This is a genomic window from candidate division TA06 bacterium, from assembly GCA_016235665.1.
GTDB lineage: Bacteria > Edwardsbacteria > AC1 > AC1 > EtOH8 > UBA5202.
In genome coordinates this window covers 154,296-175,473 of the sequence record JACRJI010000011.1, presented here as the reverse complement: position 1 = coordinate 175,473, position 21,178 = coordinate 154,296, and the positions used below count along the sequence as shown (strand labels likewise).

Sequence of the window (21,178 nt, the reverse complement as noted above, 5' to 3'; positions counted from 1 at the left end):
ATTCCTTTTTACTTCCCTTTCAAAGCTTCTCTGATTAACTGCTCCACCGGAGCCTTGTCCCCCAGCTTGGCCTTGGCCTTGTCCAGTGCGCCCTTGGCCTCGGCGAAATTCAGACCCAGCGTCATTAAAGCCTCAATGACCGGGTCCCCGGCCCCTGTCCCCTGTCCTTTGATGCTCGGCAAACCCTCCACCACCGCCTCGGCGATCTTGCCCTTAAGCTCCACCAAAAGCCGCTCGGCCGTCTTCTTGCCGATCCCGGAAATCGCAGTCAGCATGGTCATGTCCTGGTTGGCCACCGCCTGCTCCAGGTCGCTTGGCGCCATATGCGAAAGCAGGGTCAGCGCCAGCTTGGGCCCGATGCCCGAGATACCGATCAGTATCCTGAAGACCTTGCGCTCCTTGTCATCGCTGAAACCGAACAGCTGCAGCACATCCTCCTTGACGTGCAGGTAGGTCAGCAGCTTGGCCTGGTTGCCGGCCTCCGGCAGTTTTTCAAAGGTGTTCAGGGAGATGCTGATCTGGTAACCCACCCCGTTGGCTTCCAGCACCGCCTCGGCCGGGTGTTTGTGGGTCAGGGTCCCTTTGATGTGATGGTACAACGTTTCAAACCTTTCAAACAGTTTCCAACATTTCAAACTTTTGCCACGGCCTTTACCTTGGCCGCAAATTGCCTGCGTTGAATGTGGCACATCGCCACCGCCAAAGCGTCGGCCTCATCCTCCTGTGGATTGACCTTCAAACCTAGCAGCGCCCGGACCATGAAGCCCACCTGGCCCTTTCCGGCCCGGCCCTGCCCCACCACGGCCTTCTTGACCTCCAGCGGAGAATACTCAAAAAGTCTGCAGCCGGACTGTTCCACCGCCAGCAGGCAGACGCCCCTGGCGTGGCCCATCACCAGCGCGCTATGGACGTTCTTGCCGTAAAAGGTGGCCTCCACCGCCGCTTCCTGGGGCCGGTATTTTTGGATGATCCCGCTCAATCCCTGGTGGATGGTCAGCAGGCGGGCCGAAAGGGAAGCCCCCGGCCGTGCCTTTAGGCACCCGAGGGCTATTACCTTGCTTTGGCTACCGCCGCATTCTATCAGGCCGTACCCAGTTTTATGGCTTCCGGGATCTATGCCGAGGATCACCATATTTTACCACTAAGACACCAAGGCTCTAAATAACCGTAAAACCGTTATTACGTAATAACGTTAAACGTGGATGCGTTTTGGTGTCTTAGTGCCTTTGTGGTTAAAAATATTTTTACTTATCCAGCTTGGCCATCACGTCGGCCGGGATGTCAAAGTTGCTGTAGACCTTCTGGGTGTCGTCGAATTCCTCCAGCGCGTCCATCAGCTTCATCATGGTGGTGGCCTGGCTGAAGTCCAGCTGGACCGTGTTCTGGGGCAGCTTGGTGACCTCGGCCGAGATCACCGGGATCTTCTTGTCCTCCAGGGCCTTTTTGACCGCTTCAAAGGCGGCCGGGGTGGTCAGGATCTCGAACGAACCTTCCTCGGGCCGGACATCATCGGCCCCGGCGTCCAGGGCTATCGACATCAGGGTATCCTCGTCGGTAACCGAGGAATCCACCGAGATCAGCCCCTTGGTTTCGAACATCCAGGACACACAGCCCTGGGAGCCCATGTTGCCGCCGTTCTTGGCCAGCAGATGGCGCAGTTCCGAAGCGGTGCGGTTCTTGTTGTCGGTGACCGTGTCCAGCATCACCGCCACCCCGTTGGGGCCGTAGCCTTCGTAGGTCACCTCTTCGTAGACCACTCCCTCCAGCTCGCCGGTGCCCTTTTTGATGGCCCGGTCGATGTTGTCGGCCGGCATGTTGGCGCCCTTGGCGGCCAGGATGGCGGTGCGCAGGCGGGGGTTCATGTTGGGATCTCCGCCGCCGTTGCGGGCGGCGATGGTTATTTCCTTGATCAGCCGGGTAAAGGCCTGCCCACGGGCGGCGTCAATGCCGGCCTTTTTGCGCTTGATAGTGGCCCATTTGGAATGTCCGGACATTTTATTTTAACCTCCGTATATCAAAGATTTGAAGATAAATTACTTATGATTGTTGCCGTAATTGGTTGATAAACTATGATTTTACCGCAAAAGCCCGGAGTTGTCAAGCGATAAAGGCGGACAGACAATACAGTTTTACAGCGATTGCTTCCTTAGCCAGGCATGACGTGATTTCGCAATGACCGCTCTGTGTCTCTGCGTCACTTCGATAAACTCAGTGCAACGCTCTGTGGCGAGAAATGGCATCACTCCCCGAACTTCTTCTCCCTTACCGTCTGCCCGCCCTTGCCGTCCTCCACCACGTAGCCCAGGGCCAGGATCTGTCCCCTGATGGCGTCCGAGCCGGCCCAGTCCTTGGCGGCCCGGGCCTCTTTGCGCTTCTGCAGGAGGTTTTCCACCTCCGCGGGAAGACCCGAGTCTTTCTTGCTGTCCAACAGGTTCAGGCCCAGCACCCGGTCGTAATCGCCGATCAGCGCCAGTTTTTGGGCGGGACTGAGATCCGGGGACTTCACCGTGTCCCATAAGACCGCCAAAGCCTGGGGCAGGTTCAGGTCGTCGTTGATGGCCTCCAAGAATCTTTGCTTGAAGGAAACCTCTCCCCCGCCCTCCCCTCGAGGGGAGGGATTAAGGGTGGGGTCCGCCCTTAGCTTAGCTATCTCAGTTCTCAGATTCTCCAGCGCCCGCTGGGCCGCGGTCAGTGATTCCCAGGTGAAGTTCAATTGCGAGCGGTAGTGCCCGGTAAAGCAGAAATAGCGGTAAGCCAGGGGATCGTATCCCTTTTCCTTAAGGTCCATCACCCGGAAAAAGTTGTTCAGCGATTTGGACATCTTGCCCCCGTCCACCAAAAGGTGCTCGGCGTGCATCCAGCACCGCACCCAGGGCTTGCCGGTGGCCGCCTCGGTCTGGGCGATCTCGTTCTCGTGGTGGGGAAAGATCAGGTCTACCGCCCCTACATGGATGTCAAAGGTCTCGCCCAGGTACTTGGTGCTCATGGCCGAGCACTCGATGTGCCATCCGGGACGGCCCTTGCCGAAGGGCGAGTCCCAGAAGACCTCGCCGTCCTTCTGGTCCCAGGCCTTCCAAAGGGCAAAGTCGAAAAGGCTCTCCTTCTCGTACTCGTCGCTGGACACCCGGGCCCCGGCCTGGAGTCCCTCCAGGCTGATGCCCGAAAGTTTCCCGTAGCCGGCAAACTTGGCGATGTTGAAGTAGGTGGCCCCGTCCCCGCTTTTGTAGGCGTATCCCTTGTCGGACAGCCGCTGCACCAGGTCCACCATTTCCTTTATGTGCTCGGTGGCCTTGCAAACGACGTCGGGCCGCTGGATGTTCAGCGACCTGAAATCCTCGAAGAAATAATCAGTGTATCTTTCCGTCAACTCCTTCAGGCTGACGCCCTCTTTCCGGGAGTCGCGGATGGTCTTGTCGTCCACATCGGTGATGTTCATCACGTGGTTGAGCGCAAAGCCGTTGTATTGGAACATCCGGCGCAAAGTGTCCTCGAACACGTAGGTCCGCAGGTTGCCGATGTGGGCGTAGTTGTAGACGGTGGGCCCGCAGGCATAGATTCCGGCCTGGTTGGGCTTTAAGGGGATGAATTCCTCTTTTTTCCGGGTCATGGTGTTGTAAAGCTTGATGGCCATGGGGTCTCCGTGGTTGGTTATGAGTTGATTTGGAAAACTCAACCCGCTTCGGCTTTGCACTTCGACATACTCAGTATAGCACTCAGCGCAAGCCTTGCTCCCCTTCTCTTGTCAAGAGAAGGGGATGGGGGATGAGTTCATAGATTCTAATCCCTACAGCACCTTGGCATACAGACACACATCGTGCATCGTTCCGCTGTGCTCCTTGTCCTCCACCACCTTTTTCATCAGTCCCTCTTTGACATACCCGGCCTTAAGCGCCACCTTTTCGCTGGCGGCGTTCTCCGGCTGCATCAGGATCTCTATCCGGCTGAGCTTAAGCTCATGGAAACACTTCTGCTCCAACAGCCGCACCGCCTCGGTGGCGATGCCCTGTCCCCAGCGCTTTTCCTCGATGAAATACCCGATCTCGCCGATGTGCTTCCTGGTGCCGTTGATCCGGACCCCAACTCCCCCGCAGACCTCGCCGTCGCACAGGATGGAGTAGCTATACTGCAGGCCGTTGGCCATGTCTTTGATGCTGGCCCGCAGCCAGTTCTCCTCGTCCTCCACGGATTTTGGATTGGCGCTGAAATAGGTGAAATTGGGGTTGCTCAGTATCTCGTAAAAACGCCGGGCGTCCCCGATCTCATTGAGCCGTATTTGAATGGTGGGCATGGGTTCGTTTGTGATATGTTTGCCAGGATATGGTTTATTGTTTTCAGAGTATGAACTCAACCCCTTGTTCCCCTTCTCTTGGTAAGAGAAGGGGTTTGGGGATGAGTTCCCGTTACTTGCCAAAACCATATGTATCTTAAAGCTTTCCGCAGTTTTTGTCAATACCAAAAATAGACCCCTCACCGCAAAAAACACAACCCCGAGGATGGCTTTCTGCCTTAACTATCGAAGGGCGGAAAATACCGTCCGATTTCAATTGACAATGCGGTGTAAATATGATAATTTTTATGTTTAGCACCCGGGGGCTAATTTACCACAAAAAGCACAAAAGCCACAAAACAATTTTCACGTCCTACTTTACTACCCGACCTACTCTACTACTTTTATTTAAGGAGATAGTCATGCCCGACGCCAGCGACAAGATCCGCAGTTTCATCGAGAAGATGATCCGATGGGTGCCCGGTTACACCGGCTACGCCGACAAGGAATCCCGCCGCAACACCGACAAGCTTTTACGGATGCACCTGGCCGGAAAGCTGGAGGAAAGCAAGACGGCCTTTGACTCTTTCGTCAGCGGGCTGAGCCAAAAACCCGAGACGCTGGACCTGCTCAATACCTCCGCCTCCGTCACCAAACTTTTGGAGAAGGTGATAGACCGCCTGAAGCTGGCCGACTACGGCTACGCCGGGTTCTTTGACAGCCAGAAGATCATGGAGCCCCAGCTGGACGCCCTCTACCAGTTTGACCAGGACCTGGCCGTGGCCATCACCGCCATCCGGAACAAGGTCAACAATCTGACGCCCGACCAGGCCGCCCTGTCCTCCCTTCTTTCAGACCTCCAGGACTTTGATGCCACGCTCAACGCCCGTCACGAGGCGATCTCGGAGACCAAAGCAGTATAGTCATTTATCCCTTTACCCATTTACATCATTTACAACATTTAGAACCTTGTTAAGGAGTCAGAAGATGGCCAAGATAATGGAAGTCATAGAATTTTTGGATAACACCGGCAACCAGATGGTTCACCGGGTCCCCGAGGACGGCTCGGGCGAAACGAAGATCGGCTCCCAGCTAGTGGTGCGGGAAAGCCAGCAGGCGGTGTTCTTCAGGGACGGCAAGGCCCTGGACGTGTTCGGCCCCGGCCGGCATACATTGACAACAATGAACATCCCGCTTTTGATCAATGTGATCAAGACCGTCTTCGACGGCAAAAGCCCCTTTAGGGTGGAGGTCTGTTTCGTCAGCACAAAAGTCTTCACCGACCTCAAGTGGGGCACGGCCGAGCCCATCCCCTTCGCCGACGAGGAACTGAAGATGATCCGCCTGCGCTCCCACGGCATCTACTCGGTCCGGATCAAGGATCCCCAGCTGTTCGTCAACAAGCTGGTGGGCACCCAGGGGCTTTATACCACCGAGCAGATAGACAATTTTCTAAAGACCATCGTGGTCTCCCGGCTGACCGACTTTTTGGGCGACACCTACAAGTCCATCTTCCAGGTGGCCCAGCATTATGACGAACTGGGCACGGGCTTGAAAGCCAGACTGCAGGAGGATTTCGGCAAGTACGGTCTGGAAGCGGTGGATGTTTACATCAACGCCATCACCCCGCCGGAGGAAGTGTCGGCCAAGATAGACGAGCGCACCGGCATTGCGGCCCTGGGCGATATGAACACCTACCTGAAATACAAGGCGGCCAACGCCATGGGCGACGCGGCCAAGAACGAAAGCGGCAACGCCGGGGCCGGCATGGGCCTGGGCGCGGGTTTGGGGATGGGAATGATGCTGCCGGGAATGCTGCAGCAGGCCATGGCTTCCGGCCAAGCCGCTCCCTGCCCCAAGTGCCAGACCCCGAATATGGCCGGGGCCAAGTTCTGCAGTAACTGCGGGGGAACGCTGGCCGTGGCGGCGGCTCCGGCGATGGCACCCTGCCCCAAATGCGGTAAGCCGATAGCGGCGGGGAGCAAGTTCTGCCCGGAGTGCGGGGAGAAACTTAGTTAGTCTACTTTGCCACAAAGACACCAAGACACAAAGGGTTTCAAATCGCGGACCATACTTGTAACGGTCATTGCGAGTTGACATCCCTGCCGGACTGATGAAGCAATCCAACTAATATTTACATACATTCATAGCGATAGCCTGATTTATCCGCCGAAGCTTCAGCGTAGGTGGAAGACTATCACTACAATACGGAGAAAAATACAAAACATATGCCGGCACAAACACCGCCCAAAAAACGCTCCCTGCTTAAAACGATCCTGCTGATCCTGGCGGCTTGTCTGCTGCTCTTGATCGGCTCGGCGGCCCTTTTCGTCAATTCGCTGTTCAAAGATCCGGATATGTCAAAGCTTCCGGCCTACTACCCCTTCAAGTCCGCCCAGGCCCGGGAAAAGTATCTGGAATACTACGACCAACGGGCCAGGCAATGGCCGGTGGATTCCGAAGAAAGATACGTGGAGACCTCCTACGGCAAAACCTTCGTCCGGGTAAGCGGGCCGCCCAACGCCCCGGCCCTGGTGCTGCTGCCTTCGGCCAACGCCTCCTCGCTGATCTGGTTCGCCAATGTCAAAGGACTGTCGGAACATTTCCGGGTCTATGCGGTGGACAACATTTACGACGTCGGACGCAGCATAAACACCAAACCCTTCAAGCGCGCGGACGATTTCACCGGCTGGATGGACGAGCTGTTCACCGGCCTGGCCCTGGGCGACAGCGTCAATTTGATGGGTTATTCCTTCGGGGGCTGGCTTTCCAGCCGTTACGCCCTGCGCCACCCGGAACGGCTGAGAAAATTAGTGCTGGTCGCCCCTCCCTCCACCATTATAGCACTGCCCGGGGAATGGGCCTGGCGCGGGATCATCTCGGCCCTGCCTCATCCCTATTTCATGCGAAGGTTCCTGGTGAACTGGCTGTTCGAGGACCTGGCCAAGCGGCAGGATGCAGAAAGCCGCCGGATAACAGACATGCTTATAACCGACGCCACGATGAGCCTGAAATGCTATAAGATGAGGATGCTGGTCCCACCCGATGTTTTGACCGACGGGGAATTGCGGGAGATCAAGGTGCCGGCTTTGTTCTTGGTGGGCCAGCACGAGAAGATATATCCCGCCGCCGAGGCCGTGAAGCGTTTGAATGCGGTGGCGCCTCAGATAAGAACGGAGATAATACCCAATGCCAGCCACGACCTGCCGATCTCGCAGACGGAGGTGTTTGATAAGAAGGTGATTGAGTTTTTGGAGCAATAGGCCGGGGGTGCGGGGGGAAACTGGGATAGGCTACCCTGCCCACGAAAAACGCGAAAAAACGCGAAATATTATTTTCGTGTTATCTCAAAAAGATTTATTGCCGCATAAATGCAACATAACATATATTAGGCCGTGCCTATGCACCTAAATCCTTCGATTTTGCAGATACTGGCTCCAGCTTACAAACCATGTACAGGTTTTCAAAACTCCTGTACTGAAATGCGCTGGCAGCCAGAGAATGGCCACGTTCCACGGGGATTCGCAGGTGCCGGGGGAGAACTCGATGAAATTGAACTCATTCTTGTTTTTGCAGAGCCCGGTAATCCGCATGAGCAAGAAATTCATTCGGACATGAATACGGCTTATGAGTATGCGACCAAGTGTTTTAAACAGGGTAAAGATCAGTTTCATCAAAACGTCCGAACCATTCTTGACATGTGCTGGCGCGATCTCGATTTTGACCATCAGATGCGAAAAACCTGGCTCACAGACTCTGTACTCTGTTCCGCGAAGATTGAATGCGGTGGTATTTCGTCTTCCGCATCTCGTGAGTGCATTAAAAACTACTTAATGCCACAACTAGCACTTTTACCAAATGCACTTGTTGTGGCTCTTGGAAACAAAGCTCAAAATAGACTGAAGACTACAGGCTATTTCAATTTCCGGAGTGCAGTGGCAGCAGCACCTCCGGGATGTAATCGTCGTAATGCATACGCATCATGGGAACAAATCGCTATAGAGATAAAAAGACGAAGGTCCAAATGTGTCTAACCTCCTAATGTTTACATACATTCATAGCGATAGCCTGAAGACTATCGCTACTATCCATCAAGACCGCTGCGGCGGCCTATTTCAGGCTTCACAGAAGCCTTGGTGATTTGTAGAGATACCATTTACGGTATCTCTGAGAAGTGCGGCGGGGAGAAACTGGTGTAGTAACAGTTATAAAAAGCGCACCTAAGCTGTGGCTTGCACTAATTCATTTTTTAGGAGTACATTTATGAATGATATTTTCAATAAACTTGAAAAAATTACAAAACTATCTTTAGCATTCATTGGATTTTGTTTTTTGATAGGCTATGTCATCTCCTGTTTTTATCTCTCTAATTACGGGATTACTGATTTTTCTTTTATACGTTTGAAACACATATTGACTGGTGCCTCATTTTTACTTTATATAATTGCACCTGCTTTAATCATATTCCCGATATATCATTTATTTAAAAACAAACCTACAATTAAACGTTTTTTTTATGCTGTATCTGCTACATTATTTGTTTTTATCACGCTTAGCATGATTATGCTAGAAATATTTTGGAAACCTCAAATTAAATATATTAACATTTTAAATTTTATTTTTGGCGGATGGTCTATATATGTAAAACAATATGGTTTAATAATATTTGGTTTATATTTACTTGTAGTTTATTTATTCTTAGAACGCAAAGACCGTTCAGCTATGAGTTTTATCAGTATAATTTTCATATTCACGTTCATCGTTTCTTTATTTTACTATAGCTTCTTAGTTTACCCATACACAAACTCAGTTTTTGGCGGTGGTGAAATTAGGCATATCGATATTTACATTGCAGACCAATATGTAAGTACTGCAAAATCGATGGGTTTCGTTTTTACCAAAGATACGGATAAATACACAATAAATAATGTAACACTCATACACGAGACTGAAGATAATTTATACATTAAACACCCATACATTAATACAACCAAGTTCAAAGACGTTATTTGTTTATCAAAAAAAGGTGTCAATGGTTTATTCATTCATTGAACATTATCTTAGAAATTGACTTACCCAGCGAGCTCGCAGATAATTCCTTTATAATATCAATAATCAAGCGAAACATTCCATATTTCAAGGGAGTTATTCCACATAGCGAGGGAGTTATTTAGTATATCATGGGAGATATTTAATATATCAAGGGAATTCTCTCATAAAGCAAGGGAGTTTATTCATATATCATGTGTAAGCAACAATATAGCGAGGGAATTATTCCATATATCAAGGGAGATATCTCATATCTCATGTGAAATATTCCATTTATTCATTGATTTTTGCCGTTTTTCATGCCATAATTTACAATTATCAATGAACAATTAACAGTTTTCAAGGATCAGTTACCATGCTATCCTTCAATTTCGCCAAGATCTTCGCCGCCCGGGGCATCGTCAAACCCGTCCCCTATCTTATAGAGCAGGGCCTTTCCCCCAACTACGCCACCAAGATCGCCCACTCCCGCTTCATCCGGCTGGACCTGCCCCGCCTGGAACGGCTCTGCATCATCCTCAACTGCACCCCCAACGACCTGCTGGAATGGACCCCAAGCGCCAAGAACAAGGCCAACCCCGAGCATCCGTTATACCCCCTCAAACGCGAAGAGGAAAAGATGATCAAGCTGGCCCAGACCATCAACTCCCTGCCGATAGAAAGCCTGGATGAGGTCCAGCAGGCGGTGGAGAGTATTAAGGAGAAAAAGAAATCCGCCCGCTAAATACACGAAATATCGCGAAAATAATTACTGGATTACAATCTCCCTCTCCAAATGCCTTTGGAGAGGGGCAGGGGTGAGGTCAGATTATGCGCCAAGAACTCTTCATCGCTCCCTGCGGGATGAACTGCCTGCTCTGCCTGGGTTACCAGCGGGAAAAGAACCACTGCCCGGGCTGCAATGCCCCGGTAGGAAACCTGACCAAGGGCCGGGCGGCCTGCCGGATCAAGCTTTGCCCGGAGCGTCTTTCCGGCAAACGGTTCTGCTTCTCATGCGCCAAGTTCCCCTGCCCCCGGCTAAAGCACTTAGACAAGCGCTACCGGACCAAATACGGGATGAGCATGATAGAGAACCTGCAGGCCATAGAAAAGGCCGGGGTCAAGGCTTTCCTGCAAAACGAAAAGATCAAATGGGCCTGCCCCAAATGTGATTCCCTGTTGTGCGTGCACCGGCCCCTGTGCCAGTCCTGCGGGGGAAAGAATGAACGTTATCTGGGGAAAACACATTAACTTAGCGATAGGTTGAAACCTATCGCTGGAAATCATCAAGGCTTCCTTGAAGCCTATGGGTTAGGCCTCGCAAGAGGCCTTGATGGAATCCAGCGATATCATTAATGGTATCGCTAATAAATTGAACGCCACCAAAATCCCCCATCCCCTCCACCCCGTCAAACAAAATGAAACAAGTTTTCGCCCCAGGCTGCGGACTGATGCTGTACAAGCCGGAGTCGGCCCAAAGACTGCATGCCCTGCTTAATCAAAGCCTGGGCCCGATGGACATGCTGATGGTCTGCTGTCATCACGACCCGCAGTTCAAGAGCAAGACCGAGGTCATCAACATCTGCCCCGGCTGCGACAAGCGGTTCCGCAACGATCATGCCAACAGCACCACCGTCTCGCTGTGGGAGATCCTGGCCCAGGGCGACTTCTTCTCCTTCCCCGATTACAAGGGGCAAAAGATGTCCATCCTGGACGCCTGCCCCACCCGGGACCAGCAGCGGGTGCACAAGGCCGTCAGGACGCTGCTGAAGAAGATGAACATAGAACTGGCAGAACCCAAGCACACGGGAACCAAGAGCACCTGCTGCGGCGACAGCTTTTACGGGGCCATCCCGGTGGAACAGGTTAAGGAGCAGATGGCCAAACGGGCAGGCGAGATGCCGGCCGAGGAGGTGGCGGTCTACTGCATCTCCTGCATCAAGTCCATGCACATCGGCGGCAAACGCCCACGCTACCTGATAGACCTGCTGTTCGGCCAGGAGACCGCGCCCGGTACCTTTGAACCCGATCAGTGGCACCGTCAGCTGGACGAGTACATAGAGAAACACTGATGGCTATTCCGGCCCATGCAGTACTTCAGAAAATCACTTTTACCACAGAAACACTGAATGCGGAATATCGCCTTTCACATATTTATTATATTCCGTGTCTTCCTGATTTCCGTGTTTCCGTGGTAAGTTAACCTGAAAGGAGCATTAAAATGATATTCTGGATCATAGTCGCGGTCTTCATCTTCTTTATCGGCATCCGCATCGTCCGGCCCATCGAGAAAGGCGTGGTGGAGCGGCTGGGAAGGTTCCGCAAGGTGGCCGACCAGGGCTTCCACTGGATCATCCCGGTGATCGACCGGATGCACAAGATCAACACCACCGAACTGATGATAGACGCCGAGCCCCAGGAAGTGATCACCCTGGACAACCTCAACGCCATGGTGGACGCCCAGGTCTACTTCAAGGTCAAGCGCGACGACGAAAGCATCAAGAACTCCATCTACAACGTCAACAACTACCGGATCCAGATCGTGGCCCTGGCCCGGACCACCCTGAGGAACGTCATCGGCAACCTCTCCCTCAAGGACGCCAACAGCAAGCGGGGCGAGCTCAACCGCCAGCTGCAGGAGACCATGCAGCACGAGACCGCCAACTGGGGGATCGACATCGTCCGCACCGAGCTCAAGGAGATCATGCCGCCCCAGGACGTCCAGGAGACCATGAACAAGGTGGTCAAGGCCCAGAACGAGAAGATTGCCGCGGTGGACTTCGCCACCGCCACCGAGACCCAGGCCGACGGCGCCCGCCGGGCCAAGATCAAGGAGGCCGAGGGCTACTCCCAGGGCGTGGTGCTTAAGGCCAACGCCGAGGCCGAGGCCAGGGTCACCATCGCCAAGGCCGAGGCCGAAGCCATCCGGCTGGTCAGCGAGTCGTCCGACAAGAACTTCGTGGGCAACGCCCAGATCTGGAAGAAGCTGCTGGTGACCAAGGCCACCCTCAAGGACAATGTCAAGTACTACATCCCGCAGGGCACTTCGCTGGTGCAGGTGGTCAACGAATGCGCCGACATCACGCCCATCCCCCTGCCCCCGGTGCCGGTTGCAGCGCCAAGCAAGAAATAATAAATCAATCTGCGTGAATCTGCGAAATCTGCGGATAAAGGAATCCATGCTCATCAAAACCATCGGCTTTTTGGCCGGACTGCTGACTACCGTCAGCTTCCTGCCCCAGGTCATCAAAACCTACCAGACCAAACATGCCGAGGACTTCAACCTGCTGTTCCTGGTGCTTTTCCTCTGCGGTATTACTTTGTGGCTGGTTTATGGTATAATGATCCACGAATGGCCGATCATTTTGGCCAACGGAGTGACCATAGTGCTTAATTTCATCCTGCTGGGGATGAAGATGAAGTATAAGAAGAAATGAGACAACGAACTCATCCCCCGTCCCCTTCTCTTACGATCATGCCCGGCATTTATTAGGCTAAGAGAAGGGGTGCAGGCTTGCGCTGAGCAGAGCCGAAGTGGGTTGAGTTTAGTTTCTCCAACAAACTTAAATCTTATGAAAAAACCCATCATCGTGATCGCGGCCTTTGGGCTGTTCTTTGTCGTACTGGCATTTTTCATCTGGCGTCAGCACCGGATATACCAGGCCGGTGAACAACCGGCGCAAACTGAGCAGACCATTGTCCAGCCGGCATCCCCGGCCCCCGCGGACACCGGAAAAACTGCCGAACCGGAGTTCAATTACGCCAGGCTCAAAGGCGACAGCCTGCATTTGTACACCCGGCCGTTCAAAAGCGATTCCACCCTGGAAACCGTCCTGTACAAGGACGAACTGGACAACGACCGCATCCAGCTGATAACCAAAAATGGCGGCTGGTACCAGAACGAGGACAGCCTGTGGTTTTACCAGGACGAGGTCGTCCCCTTTTACAGCAAAGAGGCTTCTTCCGGGGAATAGGCGCATCAGGCAATTCAATACAGTAACTGAGTGAGGATGCATAAATGTTCACCTTCATTGCCTGGCTTATCTTGCTGGTGCTATGCTGGCCGCTGGCCATCATAGCTTTGATCCTGTGGCCTCTGATATGGCTGGTTTTACTGCCGTTCCGGCTGATCGGAATAACCTTTGAGGCTCTGTTTGCCTTGCTCCGGGCCATTCTGCTTCTGCCGGCAAAAGTGCTGGGCTACAGACCCAAACGGTAACAGGCCTGTACTTGAATATTTTTATCATCAACAATCCGCGTCAATCTGCGTCCAATTATTAAAAAACATTATGCAAGACCTTCTTATCGGCTTCACCTCCTTCACACTTAGCCAGGCGGCCATGCTGCTCATCGGCGGCCTTCTGCTTTACCTGGCCATCGCCAAAGAGTACGAACCGATGCTGCTCCTGCCCATCGGCTTTGGCTGCATCATGGCCAACATCCCCTTCTCGGCGGCGGTGGGCGACGAGGGCCCGCTTACCCTGCTCTACCAGTACGGCATCCTCACCGAGCTCTTTCCCCTGCTGATCTTCATCGCCATCGGGGCCATGATAGACTTCGGAATTCTGCTGAAGAACCCCAAGATGTTCCTGTTCGGCGGGGCGGCCCAGTTCGGGATATTCTTTACCATCACTGTGGCCACCCTGCTGGGATTTGACCTGAAGGAGGCCGCCTCCATCGGCATCATCGGCGCCGCCGACGGCCCCACCTCCATATACGTGGCTACCAAGTTCGCCCCCAGGCTGCTGGCTCCCATCTCGGTGGCGGCCTATACCTACATGTCGCTGGTGCCCATCATCCAGCCCCCGGTGATCCGGGCCCTGACCACTTTGGAGGAGCGCAAGATAAGGATGCCCTACCACGAGGCCGGGATCTCCAAGACGGTCAAGATACTGTTCCCCATACTGATCACCATCATCGCCGGCATCGTGGCCCCGGTCAGCGTGGCCCTGGTGGGTTTCCTGATGTTCGGAAACCTTTTAAGGGAATCCGGCGTCACTGAGCGGCTTGGCAAGACGGCCCAGAACGAGCTGGCCAATCTGGTGACAATTTTGCTGGGCATCACCATCGGCTCCACCATGGCGGCCGAAAGCTTTTTGCGCTGGGACACTTTGATGATCATCGGGCTGGGGTTGATAGCCTTCATCGGCGACACCGCCGGTGGGGTGCTGTTCGCCAAGTTCCTTAACCTTTTCACCAAGGAAAAGATCAACCCCATGGTGGGCGCGGCCGGGATCTCGGCCTTCCCCATGTTGGCCCGGGTGATCCACCAGGAGGCCCAGCGGGCCGACCCGGCCAACTTTTTGCTGAACCACGCGGTCAGCGCCAACGTGGCCGGACAGATCGGGTCCATCATCGCCGGGGGACTGATCCTGGCGCTGGTGAAGTGACCCCTCCCAACCCTGGAATTATCAATTAATAATTCGTAATTAGGAATTCATTGCATGGATTGGACCAACTTCAACCAAAGCCTTAAACTAATGGCCATGGGCATGACCGGCATCTTCGCCTTCATCCTGATCTTCTACGGTCTGGTGATGGTGCTGATAAAGATATTTCCCGACAAATCACAAGCTGAAAACAATAACTGAGCTTAAGACCTCTCCCCTTCCCCTCTCCTAAGGCATTAGGAGAGGGAATCAAAGGGTGAGGTCAAAATACTATGCACAAATATCTCTCCATCGCCAGCCTCCTGGCCATCTCCCTTCTGGCTTTGAACCTCGGCACCGTCAGCGGCCCGTACCAGTCGCCCTATTTCTCGGTGGATAAGACCGAATACTTCCGCTACGAAATGGTTTCCCTGAACTTCAAGCCGGACTCTTCCAGTAACATCAACCCCGATTCTTCTGCCGTCAGCGTAAAGTTCTATTTCGCCGACACCGCGCTGATCAGCGCCGGAGACTGCCGGGAAATAACTCTGCGCTATGACAAGGACCAAAGCTCCTGGCGCGGCACCTGGCCCCTGCCCTGGAACCCGCCCCTGGGCGGCTACAAGGCCGTGCTGTCTGTGCTCTCCAAACAAACCAAGGTAGACTCTACTACTTTACTACCGTCCTACGCTAATACTGTAAAAAGCCCCGACTCTACTACTTTACTACAATCCTACGTTAATACCGTAATAAGCTCCGACTCTACTACTTTTCTCGTCAAGTCCCGCGCCCCCAAGCCCATCCCGGCCGGTTTCTGCGTGATGACCATCGAAAGCTCCTGCGACGTCTCCCGCACCGCCCTGCGCTCGCCCTACAACACCAGCCGCAAATGGCAGAACTTTGGGGACTGGGCCAAGTTCCTGGGAGCCGACGCCGTCTGGTTCTCCCTGGGCTGGACCATCGAGGGATATCCCGGGACCAACGACAAGAACCCCTGGGTCAGGGACAATTTCAAGGCCCTGCCCCGGCTGGCCAAGGAGGCCCACGATCAGGGACTGCAGTTCGGCGGCTATGTCGGCAGTTATCTCTTGTGGGGCCCGCCGCTGAAAAAACTGAAATACGAATATTCCATCGAAGCCGGCAAGGGCGGGGTCTTCCGCAACCATCACGTCAGCCTGGATGACGCCAAGCGCCGGGACGACATCGTCAAGGTGATGAAGGTCCTCCAGGAAGAGCCCAACGTGGACTTCATCGGGCTGGATTACATCCGGCCCGGGGCCGGCGGCTACGAGACGGTCAACCAGTTCGTGGAGCAGATGAACATCGAAACGCCCCGGGACTGGAGGAAATGGCCGCCCAACCAGAGGATAATGTGGGTGGCCAAACAGGTCCGGGTCAACGAGGTCAACACCGTCCACGCCCGCTGGCAGTGGTGGCAGGCCCATAGGACGGCCCTGGCCGTGGTCAAATTGATGGAGGAATCAGGCGTCACCAAGCCGGTCTGGGGCTTTACCCTGGGCTGGGACAAGGGCCACGAGCACGGCCAGGACCCGGCCATGATGAACGATGCCGGCCTGGACATGGACGCGGTGATGATGTACGAGTCCACCGCCCGGCACTGCTACCAGATGACCAGCGACTGGTCCAATTACCTTAAGGGCGACGAGGCCCAGCTTTTGGTGGGCCAGGAGGTGGACTTCCCCCTGTTGCAGAACAGCGTCAACCCGCCGGCCCCGGAGGAGATGTACTGGCGCTGGACCGACGCCATCAAGGGTTACACCGACGGCGGCCGGATCAAGGGCATGTTCTGGCACGACATGTTCCGGGGAATGCGGGGCCGCAAGGGGCCCTACAGCAGCCAGGAGTGGCTGATAGCCGGGGCCGCCGGGTTCTCCAAGCTGAGGCAGGAGCTGGGCCTGCATCCTTTGACCGCCCGGCTGATGACCACGGATAATTCCCTTTCGCTGAGCTTAAAGCTGCAGAGCCCGGTCAATAATCTTAAGATAGAAGCCCTGACACCAAACAGCCCCTTAAGGCAGAAGGACCTTGACCTGGCCTCCTCCCTGCCCGACACCGTGATCCGGCTGGGAAACATTCCCAAAACCGGAATGGCGGCCTACCGCATCACCTGGGGCAGCGCTGACCACCGGGATCAGATCGTAGTATTCTCCTATTTCCCCCAGACCTACCTGAACCAGCCTTTCCGGCCGGCCCAGGCCTTCCGCTCCGGGGGGGACATCCTTTTCGCCCACCAACCGGACAGCAGGAGTTATCAACTGGCCTTAAAAGTCGGACAGCTGGCCCGGGCCAGGGGGCTGGTGGTCAACCACACCGGCATCGACAGCCTTTTCCCCAACCTGGCCTACAAATATTCCCGGGTCGTGGTCGTGGTCAGCGACAGCCTGAGCTCCAGCCAGCAGCTGGCTTTAGGTAAATGGTTCGGCGCCTCCGGCAATTCCCTGAACACCAGCCTGATAAGCTCCGGGTTCCCAAAATCCCTGCCCTTCCCGGCCGACCTGACGGTATGGGAGAACAGTTCCCTGACCTCGCTCGGTTTCTCCCGTTTCCTGCAGACCACGCCTTCCGCTCCCATCAAGCCCGGGATGGAGACGTTTATCCGGCTGGCCAATCTTGACAAAAAGTGATTTTTAGAGTATATTTATAAGACAATTACGGAGAATATCCTATCGCTACTTAAGGTACGGAACACAGAAAATCAGTCCTTCTTCCCGCCAGCCAACGATGCCGTTTGAACCTTTGTTCCACGGCTCTTTGTTGTTTTTCTGTTTTCCCAAAACCTTAACGATAGGATATTTCTATATCCGTGGTGATACGATGCGCAAAACATTAAAATTGTTGCTGGCTCTAAGCCTGATCGCGGCTCCGGCCCTGGCCGACAAATATACCGGGGAATTTTTGAGCTTTGGCATGGGGGGCCGGGCCCTGGGGCTGGGCGGAGCTTATGTCTCCATTGCCGACGATGGTTTTTCCTCCTACTGGAACCCCGCAGCCACGGCCCTCTCCAGCCATCAGATGATCTTCAACCATTCCTCCAACTTTGACGGCCTTTTGACCTATGATGCCCTGGGATACAGCCGTCCAATCAAGAACGGCGGAATTGGGCTGATCTTTGTCCGTCTATCCATCAAGGACATTCCCTATACCAACAACGCCTTGTTGGACCTTAACAGCAATGGAGTGATGGATCCCGGCGAACGGCTGGATTATGATCTGATCACCGATATCCAGGACGCCGAATCGGCCCTGTTCCTTAATTACAGCCGGATGTACCGCCAGGATGTTTTCTGGGGCGCTAATCTGAAACTGGTCAACAAGTCGCTAGGCTCCAACAGCGCCTGGGGCATAGGTCTGGATGCCGGGGTATTGTCCAGACTGCCTCACGATCTACGCTTGGGCCTGAACCTGCAGGACATTACCACCACCTACCTGGCTTGGGACACCGGAAAAAAGGAGGTCATCTCCCCGGCTGCCAGGCTGGGTCTTTCCTGGAATCCTAATTTTGCCGGAAACAAGGCCCTGACCATCTCGGCCGGTTTTGATGTCAGATTCGAAAGGCGGCGGGCCGCATCCCAATACTATCTGGGAAATTTGAGCGCCGATTCCCACTACGGTCTGGAATATGTCTTAAAACAAAGGCTGGCTCTGCGGTTGGGCTCCGACCTGGGGCGGCTGGCGGCTGGGGCAGGATTAAAACTGGGACGCTTCAATTTTGATTATGCCTATCTGGGAAGTCAGGACCTGGGCAACAGCACCAGGCTTTCAGCTTCTTTAAACTTTTGAAGTTAAACATTCAACCACAAAGACACTAAGACACTACTTTCGTTTATTGTAATCGTCAATCGTTAGTCGTATTTGTATCTTGGTGTCCCTTCGATTACACACAGGGCAGGCTTAGTGGCTCTGAATAATTACTTTTGATCTTTAGACAATCTATGACCACCCTTAATCTGCAGCGCGAGATCAGGCGCAAAGCCTTTCATATGCTGGCCGGGCTGACCGTTCCCTTTCTTTATTACGGGGCCTTCCTTTTGGAGCACACCACCGGCAAGCCTTACACCTACCTGGCCAAGTGGATCCTTTTGGCCGCCGCCGCCGCCACCCTTGCCCTGGACATCATCAGGCTGCGCCACCAGTTCATCAAGATAATTTTCATCGACATCTTCGGCCCCCTGCTGAGGCGGCACGAGATCGACGCCCTGACCGGGGCCACCTACCTGATGCTGTCCTCGCTGGCCTGCATAGTTCTGTTCCAGCCGTTCATCGCCATGGCCGCCATCTGTTTTCTGGTGATCGGAGACGCCCTGGCCGCCATGGTGGGCCGCAACCTGGGACGGACCAGGTTCTTTTTAAAATCCTTTGAAGGCACGGCCGCCGGTTTCGCCGGATGCCTGCTGATCGGAACCGCTTTGATCTTCCTGCCCCATTCCGACCTGAGCCTGTCCCGGATGGTGATCGGTGCGGCCGTGGCCATGATCGTGGAACTTCTGCCCATACCGCTGGATGACAACATCCGGGTGCCCCTGGCCGCCGGGGCCGTGATGCAGTGGCTGGTGCATTGAACATGCGCACCGCCTGTGTTTTAATTCTTATGGTTTTGATGGCTTCGGTTCTCTTCGTTTTCGCGGAATGCCATGCTGAAAACAAAGCGCAGCATGACTGCTTTTGTTTGCTGGCTTTTTTCGATCATTCTTCCCCGGCCAACAGTTATGCCTTTAACCCGCCCCATAGTTTCATTGATCTGAAAATTGCTGATGATACATACCCCCTTCAAAGTTACGGGTTGGACATTGAATACCCTCCATGGCTTAACTCCGTATAAAAGTATTTCAAGATATCTTCCAATTTAAAACAGATCTAAGACCTGCCCCGCCCTGTCATGCAACATTTTCCTTTAGAATAACCCAAAAAGAAAATAAACCCACCATAAATCAAATTTAGGAGGCAGCATGTCCCCGAAAAAACTATTGACCATGGTCCTGGCCCTATCGCTACTGCTTACATCCTCTCTGGCCCTGGCCGCTGAAAAGAAAAAGACCGCCAGCCCCGAAGAGCTGATGTATAAAATAGCCCAGTTGAACCTGAACCACCAGCAATACGCCGATGCTATCACCTCCTTCACCGAACTGCTGGATATCTATCCCCAGTCAAAAATGGCCAAGGATTATGCCTATTACCTGGGATTGGCCTACGAACGCTCCGGCGACTACCAAAAATCCGCCGAAGTTTACCAGAAGGTGGTCACTCTTTACAAGGATAAGCCCTCCCAACTGGCCAAGGCAGACAGCCTGGCCATGGAAGGTGTGGGCCGCTGTTTTAACAAGAATTTCAAGGAATATTCTGTGATCATCAACGGCCAGCCCATCACCAAGCTGGAGTTTGACGCTGAGTTGGAAAAGGTTCCCCCCCAGTACCGGGCCCAGTTCGAGAACGAGGCCGGCAAGAAGCAGTTCCTGGAAAGGCTGATCCAGAAAAAACTGTTATATGACGCAGCGGTCAAGGCCGGAATAGGCAACGATCCGGCTATAAACCAGCAGTTGGTGGACACCCGCTACGATGTAATGATCCGGGGATATTACAATAATGAGGTGATCCTGAAGTCCCAGCCCACCGAACAGGAGATCAAAAAGAACTACGAAGCCAATAAGAATGCTTACAAGATAGTGGAAACTGTCAAAGCCCGCAACATCATAGTGAATACAAAAGCCGAGGCCGAAAAAGTGCTGAAGCTGGCCCAGATGAAAAAGTCTTTCTTTGACAGCCTGGCCATGAAATACTCGGTTTCCGACAATTCACATAAGGGCGGCGAGATGGCCCAGCTGAACCGGGGCGACAACCCCGATCTGGATCCGGTGCTTTTTGTCAAAACTCCCAAGGGCAAGATATCTTCAATCACCCCCATCTCCCCCAAATTCGCTGTGGTCAAGCGTATCAAGAAGGAAGGCTCCAAACTGCACCTGCGCTGGATGGTTTTCAACACCGAGGCCGAAGCCAACAAAGCGCTGGCCGACCTTAAGGCCAACCCTGACAAATTCGACAGTTTGGCCGGTAAAGTTTCAACTGACGCAGCCACCAAGGACAAGGCCGGCGACCTGGGACTGGTGGACAAGACTCAGATAGATCCCAAAGTATTTGCAGCCGCCGGGAAGCTCAAGGACGGCGCCTATACCACGGCTCCGGTCAAATATTTCACCCAGTATGCCATCTATAAGGTTGAAGAGAAGACCCCGGCCGGCTTCAAGACACTGGACCAGGTCAAGAGCCAGATCTCTGGGCAGATGCAGAGGGACCAGCAGAAGGCTAATTTTGACAACCTGCTTAACCGCCTCAAGGCCGAGGCTACAATCACCTATCCCGAGGAAACCCCGGCCGCACCCGCCCAGCCCGAACAAAAAGAAGGCGGCAAAAAGTAATTTCATTGCCCCCGATCAGTTCTCAAGAGGCCGGTTTTATAACCGGCCTCTTATTTCATTGACTTTACAATAATTAGCAGATA

23 protein-coding genes are annotated in these 21,178 nt (G+C 53.8%); 18 read left to right on the top strand and 5 right to left on the bottom strand.

Features of this window, described 5'->3' with window-relative positions:
- Positions 1-8 precede the first annotated feature (8 nt).
- From ruvA to HZA73_06645, 5 genes are all read right to left on the bottom strand, one after another.
- Entirely contained in the window at positions 9-599 is a 591-nt protein-coding gene (ruvA, locus tag HZA73_06665; GenBank protein MBI5805714.1) for a Holliday junction branch migration protein RuvA, read from the bottom strand.
- Between the two features lie 32 nt (positions 600-631).
- Positions 632-1,132: a crossover junction endodeoxyribonuclease RuvC gene (ruvC, locus tag HZA73_06660; protein ID MBI5805713.1), complete on the bottom strand. Its 501-nt coding sequence runs from the start codon at positions 1,130-1,132 to the stop codon at positions 632-634.
- 112 nt (positions 1,133-1,244) lie between these two features.
- Entirely contained in the window at positions 1,245-1,994 is a 750-nt protein-coding gene (locus HZA73_06655) for a YebC/PmpR family DNA-binding transcriptional regulator (protein MBI5805712.1), read from the bottom strand.
- Positions 1,995-2,239: 245 nt separating this feature from the next.
- On the bottom strand, positions 2,240-3,631 hold the full coding sequence (locus HZA73_06650; protein MBI5805711.1) for a cysteine--tRNA ligase: 1,392 nt from the start codon (positions 3,629-3,631) through the stop codon (positions 2,240-2,242).
- A 153-nt stretch (positions 3,632-3,784) separates the two neighbouring features.
- Positions 3,785-4,288: a GNAT family N-acetyltransferase gene (locus HZA73_06645; GenBank protein ID MBI5805710.1), complete on the bottom strand. Its 504-nt coding sequence runs from the start codon at positions 4,286-4,288 to the stop codon at positions 3,785-3,787.
- A gap of 401 nt (positions 4,289-4,689) precedes the next feature.
- Here HZA73_06645 and HZA73_06640 point away from each other — a divergent pair, with 401 nt between their 5' ends.
- From HZA73_06640 to HZA73_06555, 18 genes are all read left to right on the top strand, one after another.
- Positions 4,690-5,190: a hypothetical protein gene (locus HZA73_06640; GenBank protein ID MBI5805709.1), complete on the top strand. Its 501-nt coding sequence runs from the start codon at positions 4,690-4,692 to the stop codon at positions 5,188-5,190.
- Between the two features lie 64 nt (positions 5,191-5,254).
- On the top strand, positions 5,255-6,286 hold the full coding sequence (locus tag HZA73_06635; GenBank protein MBI5805708.1) for an SPFH domain-containing protein: 1,032 nt from the start codon (positions 5,255-5,257) through the stop codon (positions 6,284-6,286).
- Between the two features lie 338 nt (positions 6,287-6,624).
- Complete coding sequence (locus tag HZA73_06630) at positions 6,625-7,530, top strand: alpha/beta hydrolase (protein MBI5805707.1); 906 nt, start codon at positions 6,625-6,627, stop codon at positions 7,528-7,530.
- A 138-nt stretch (positions 7,531-7,668) separates the two neighbouring features.
- Positions 7,669-8,301 (top strand): hypothetical protein, encoded by a 633-nt coding sequence (locus HZA73_06625; GenBank protein ID MBI5805706.1) that lies wholly within the window; start codon positions 7,669-7,671, stop codon positions 8,299-8,301.
- 229 nt (positions 8,302-8,530) lie between these two features.
- Complete coding sequence (locus HZA73_06620; GenBank protein MBI5805705.1) at positions 8,531-9,319, top strand: hypothetical protein; 789 nt, start codon at positions 8,531-8,533, stop codon at positions 9,317-9,319.
- A 352-nt stretch (positions 9,320-9,671) separates the two neighbouring features.
- Complete coding sequence (locus tag HZA73_06615) at positions 9,672-10,040, top strand: helix-turn-helix transcriptional regulator (protein ID MBI5805704.1); 369 nt, start codon at positions 9,672-9,674, stop codon at positions 10,038-10,040.
- An 86-nt stretch (positions 10,041-10,126) separates the two neighbouring features.
- Entirely contained in the window at positions 10,127-10,546 is a 420-nt protein-coding gene (locus tag HZA73_06610; GenBank protein MBI5805703.1) for a DUF3795 domain-containing protein, read from the top strand.
- Between the two features lie 167 nt (positions 10,547-10,713).
- Positions 10,714-11,367 (top strand): (Fe-S)-binding protein, encoded by a 654-nt coding sequence (locus HZA73_06605; GenBank protein MBI5805702.1) that lies wholly within the window; start codon positions 10,714-10,716, stop codon positions 11,365-11,367.
- A gap of 149 nt (positions 11,368-11,516) precedes the next feature.
- Positions 11,517-12,428, top strand: a complete 912-nt coding sequence (locus HZA73_06600; protein MBI5805701.1) for an SPFH/Band 7/PHB domain protein — start codon at positions 11,517-11,519, stop codon at positions 12,426-12,428.
- A gap of 46 nt (positions 12,429-12,474) precedes the next feature.
- Complete coding sequence (locus HZA73_06595) at positions 12,475-12,732, top strand: SemiSWEET transporter (protein MBI5805700.1); 258 nt, start codon at positions 12,475-12,477, stop codon at positions 12,730-12,732.
- 135 nt (positions 12,733-12,867) lie between these two features.
- Complete coding sequence (locus tag HZA73_06590; protein ID MBI5805699.1) at positions 12,868-13,269, top strand: hypothetical protein; 402 nt, start codon at positions 12,868-12,870, stop codon at positions 13,267-13,269.
- A gap of 44 nt (positions 13,270-13,313) precedes the next feature.
- Positions 13,314-13,514: a hypothetical protein gene (locus HZA73_06585; protein ID MBI5805698.1), complete on the top strand. Its 201-nt coding sequence runs from the start codon at positions 13,314-13,316 to the stop codon at positions 13,512-13,514.
- A gap of 70 nt (positions 13,515-13,584) precedes the next feature.
- On the top strand, positions 13,585-14,685 hold the full coding sequence (locus HZA73_06580; GenBank protein MBI5805697.1) for a sodium ion-translocating decarboxylase subunit beta: 1,101 nt from the start codon (positions 13,585-13,587) through the stop codon (positions 14,683-14,685).
- 54 nt (positions 14,686-14,739) lie between these two features.
- Positions 14,740-14,886 carry a hypothetical protein gene (locus HZA73_06575; GenBank protein MBI5805696.1) on the top strand — a complete coding sequence of 49 codons (147 nt, stop codon included), beginning with the start codon at positions 14,740-14,742 and terminating at the stop codon, positions 14,884-14,886.
- Positions 14,887-14,957: 71 nt separating this feature from the next.
- Positions 14,958-17,309: a hypothetical protein gene (locus HZA73_06570; protein ID MBI5805695.1), complete on the top strand. Its 2,352-nt coding sequence runs from the start codon at positions 14,958-14,960 to the stop codon at positions 17,307-17,309.
- A 190-nt stretch (positions 17,310-17,499) separates the two neighbouring features.
- Entirely contained in the window at positions 17,500-18,465 is a 966-nt protein-coding gene (locus tag HZA73_06565) for a PorV/PorQ family protein (GenBank protein ID MBI5805694.1), read from the top strand.
- 152 nt (positions 18,466-18,617) lie between these two features.
- A complete protein-coding gene (locus tag HZA73_06560) occupies positions 18,618-19,244 on the top strand; it encodes a hypothetical protein (GenBank protein ID MBI5805693.1) in 627 nt (208 codons plus the stop codon).
- A gap of 387 nt (positions 19,245-19,631) precedes the next feature.
- Positions 19,632-21,095, top strand: a complete 1,464-nt coding sequence (locus tag HZA73_06555) for a peptidylprolyl isomerase (protein ID MBI5805692.1) — start codon at positions 19,632-19,634, stop codon at positions 21,093-21,095.
- Positions 21,096-21,178: the final 83 nt, after the last annotated feature.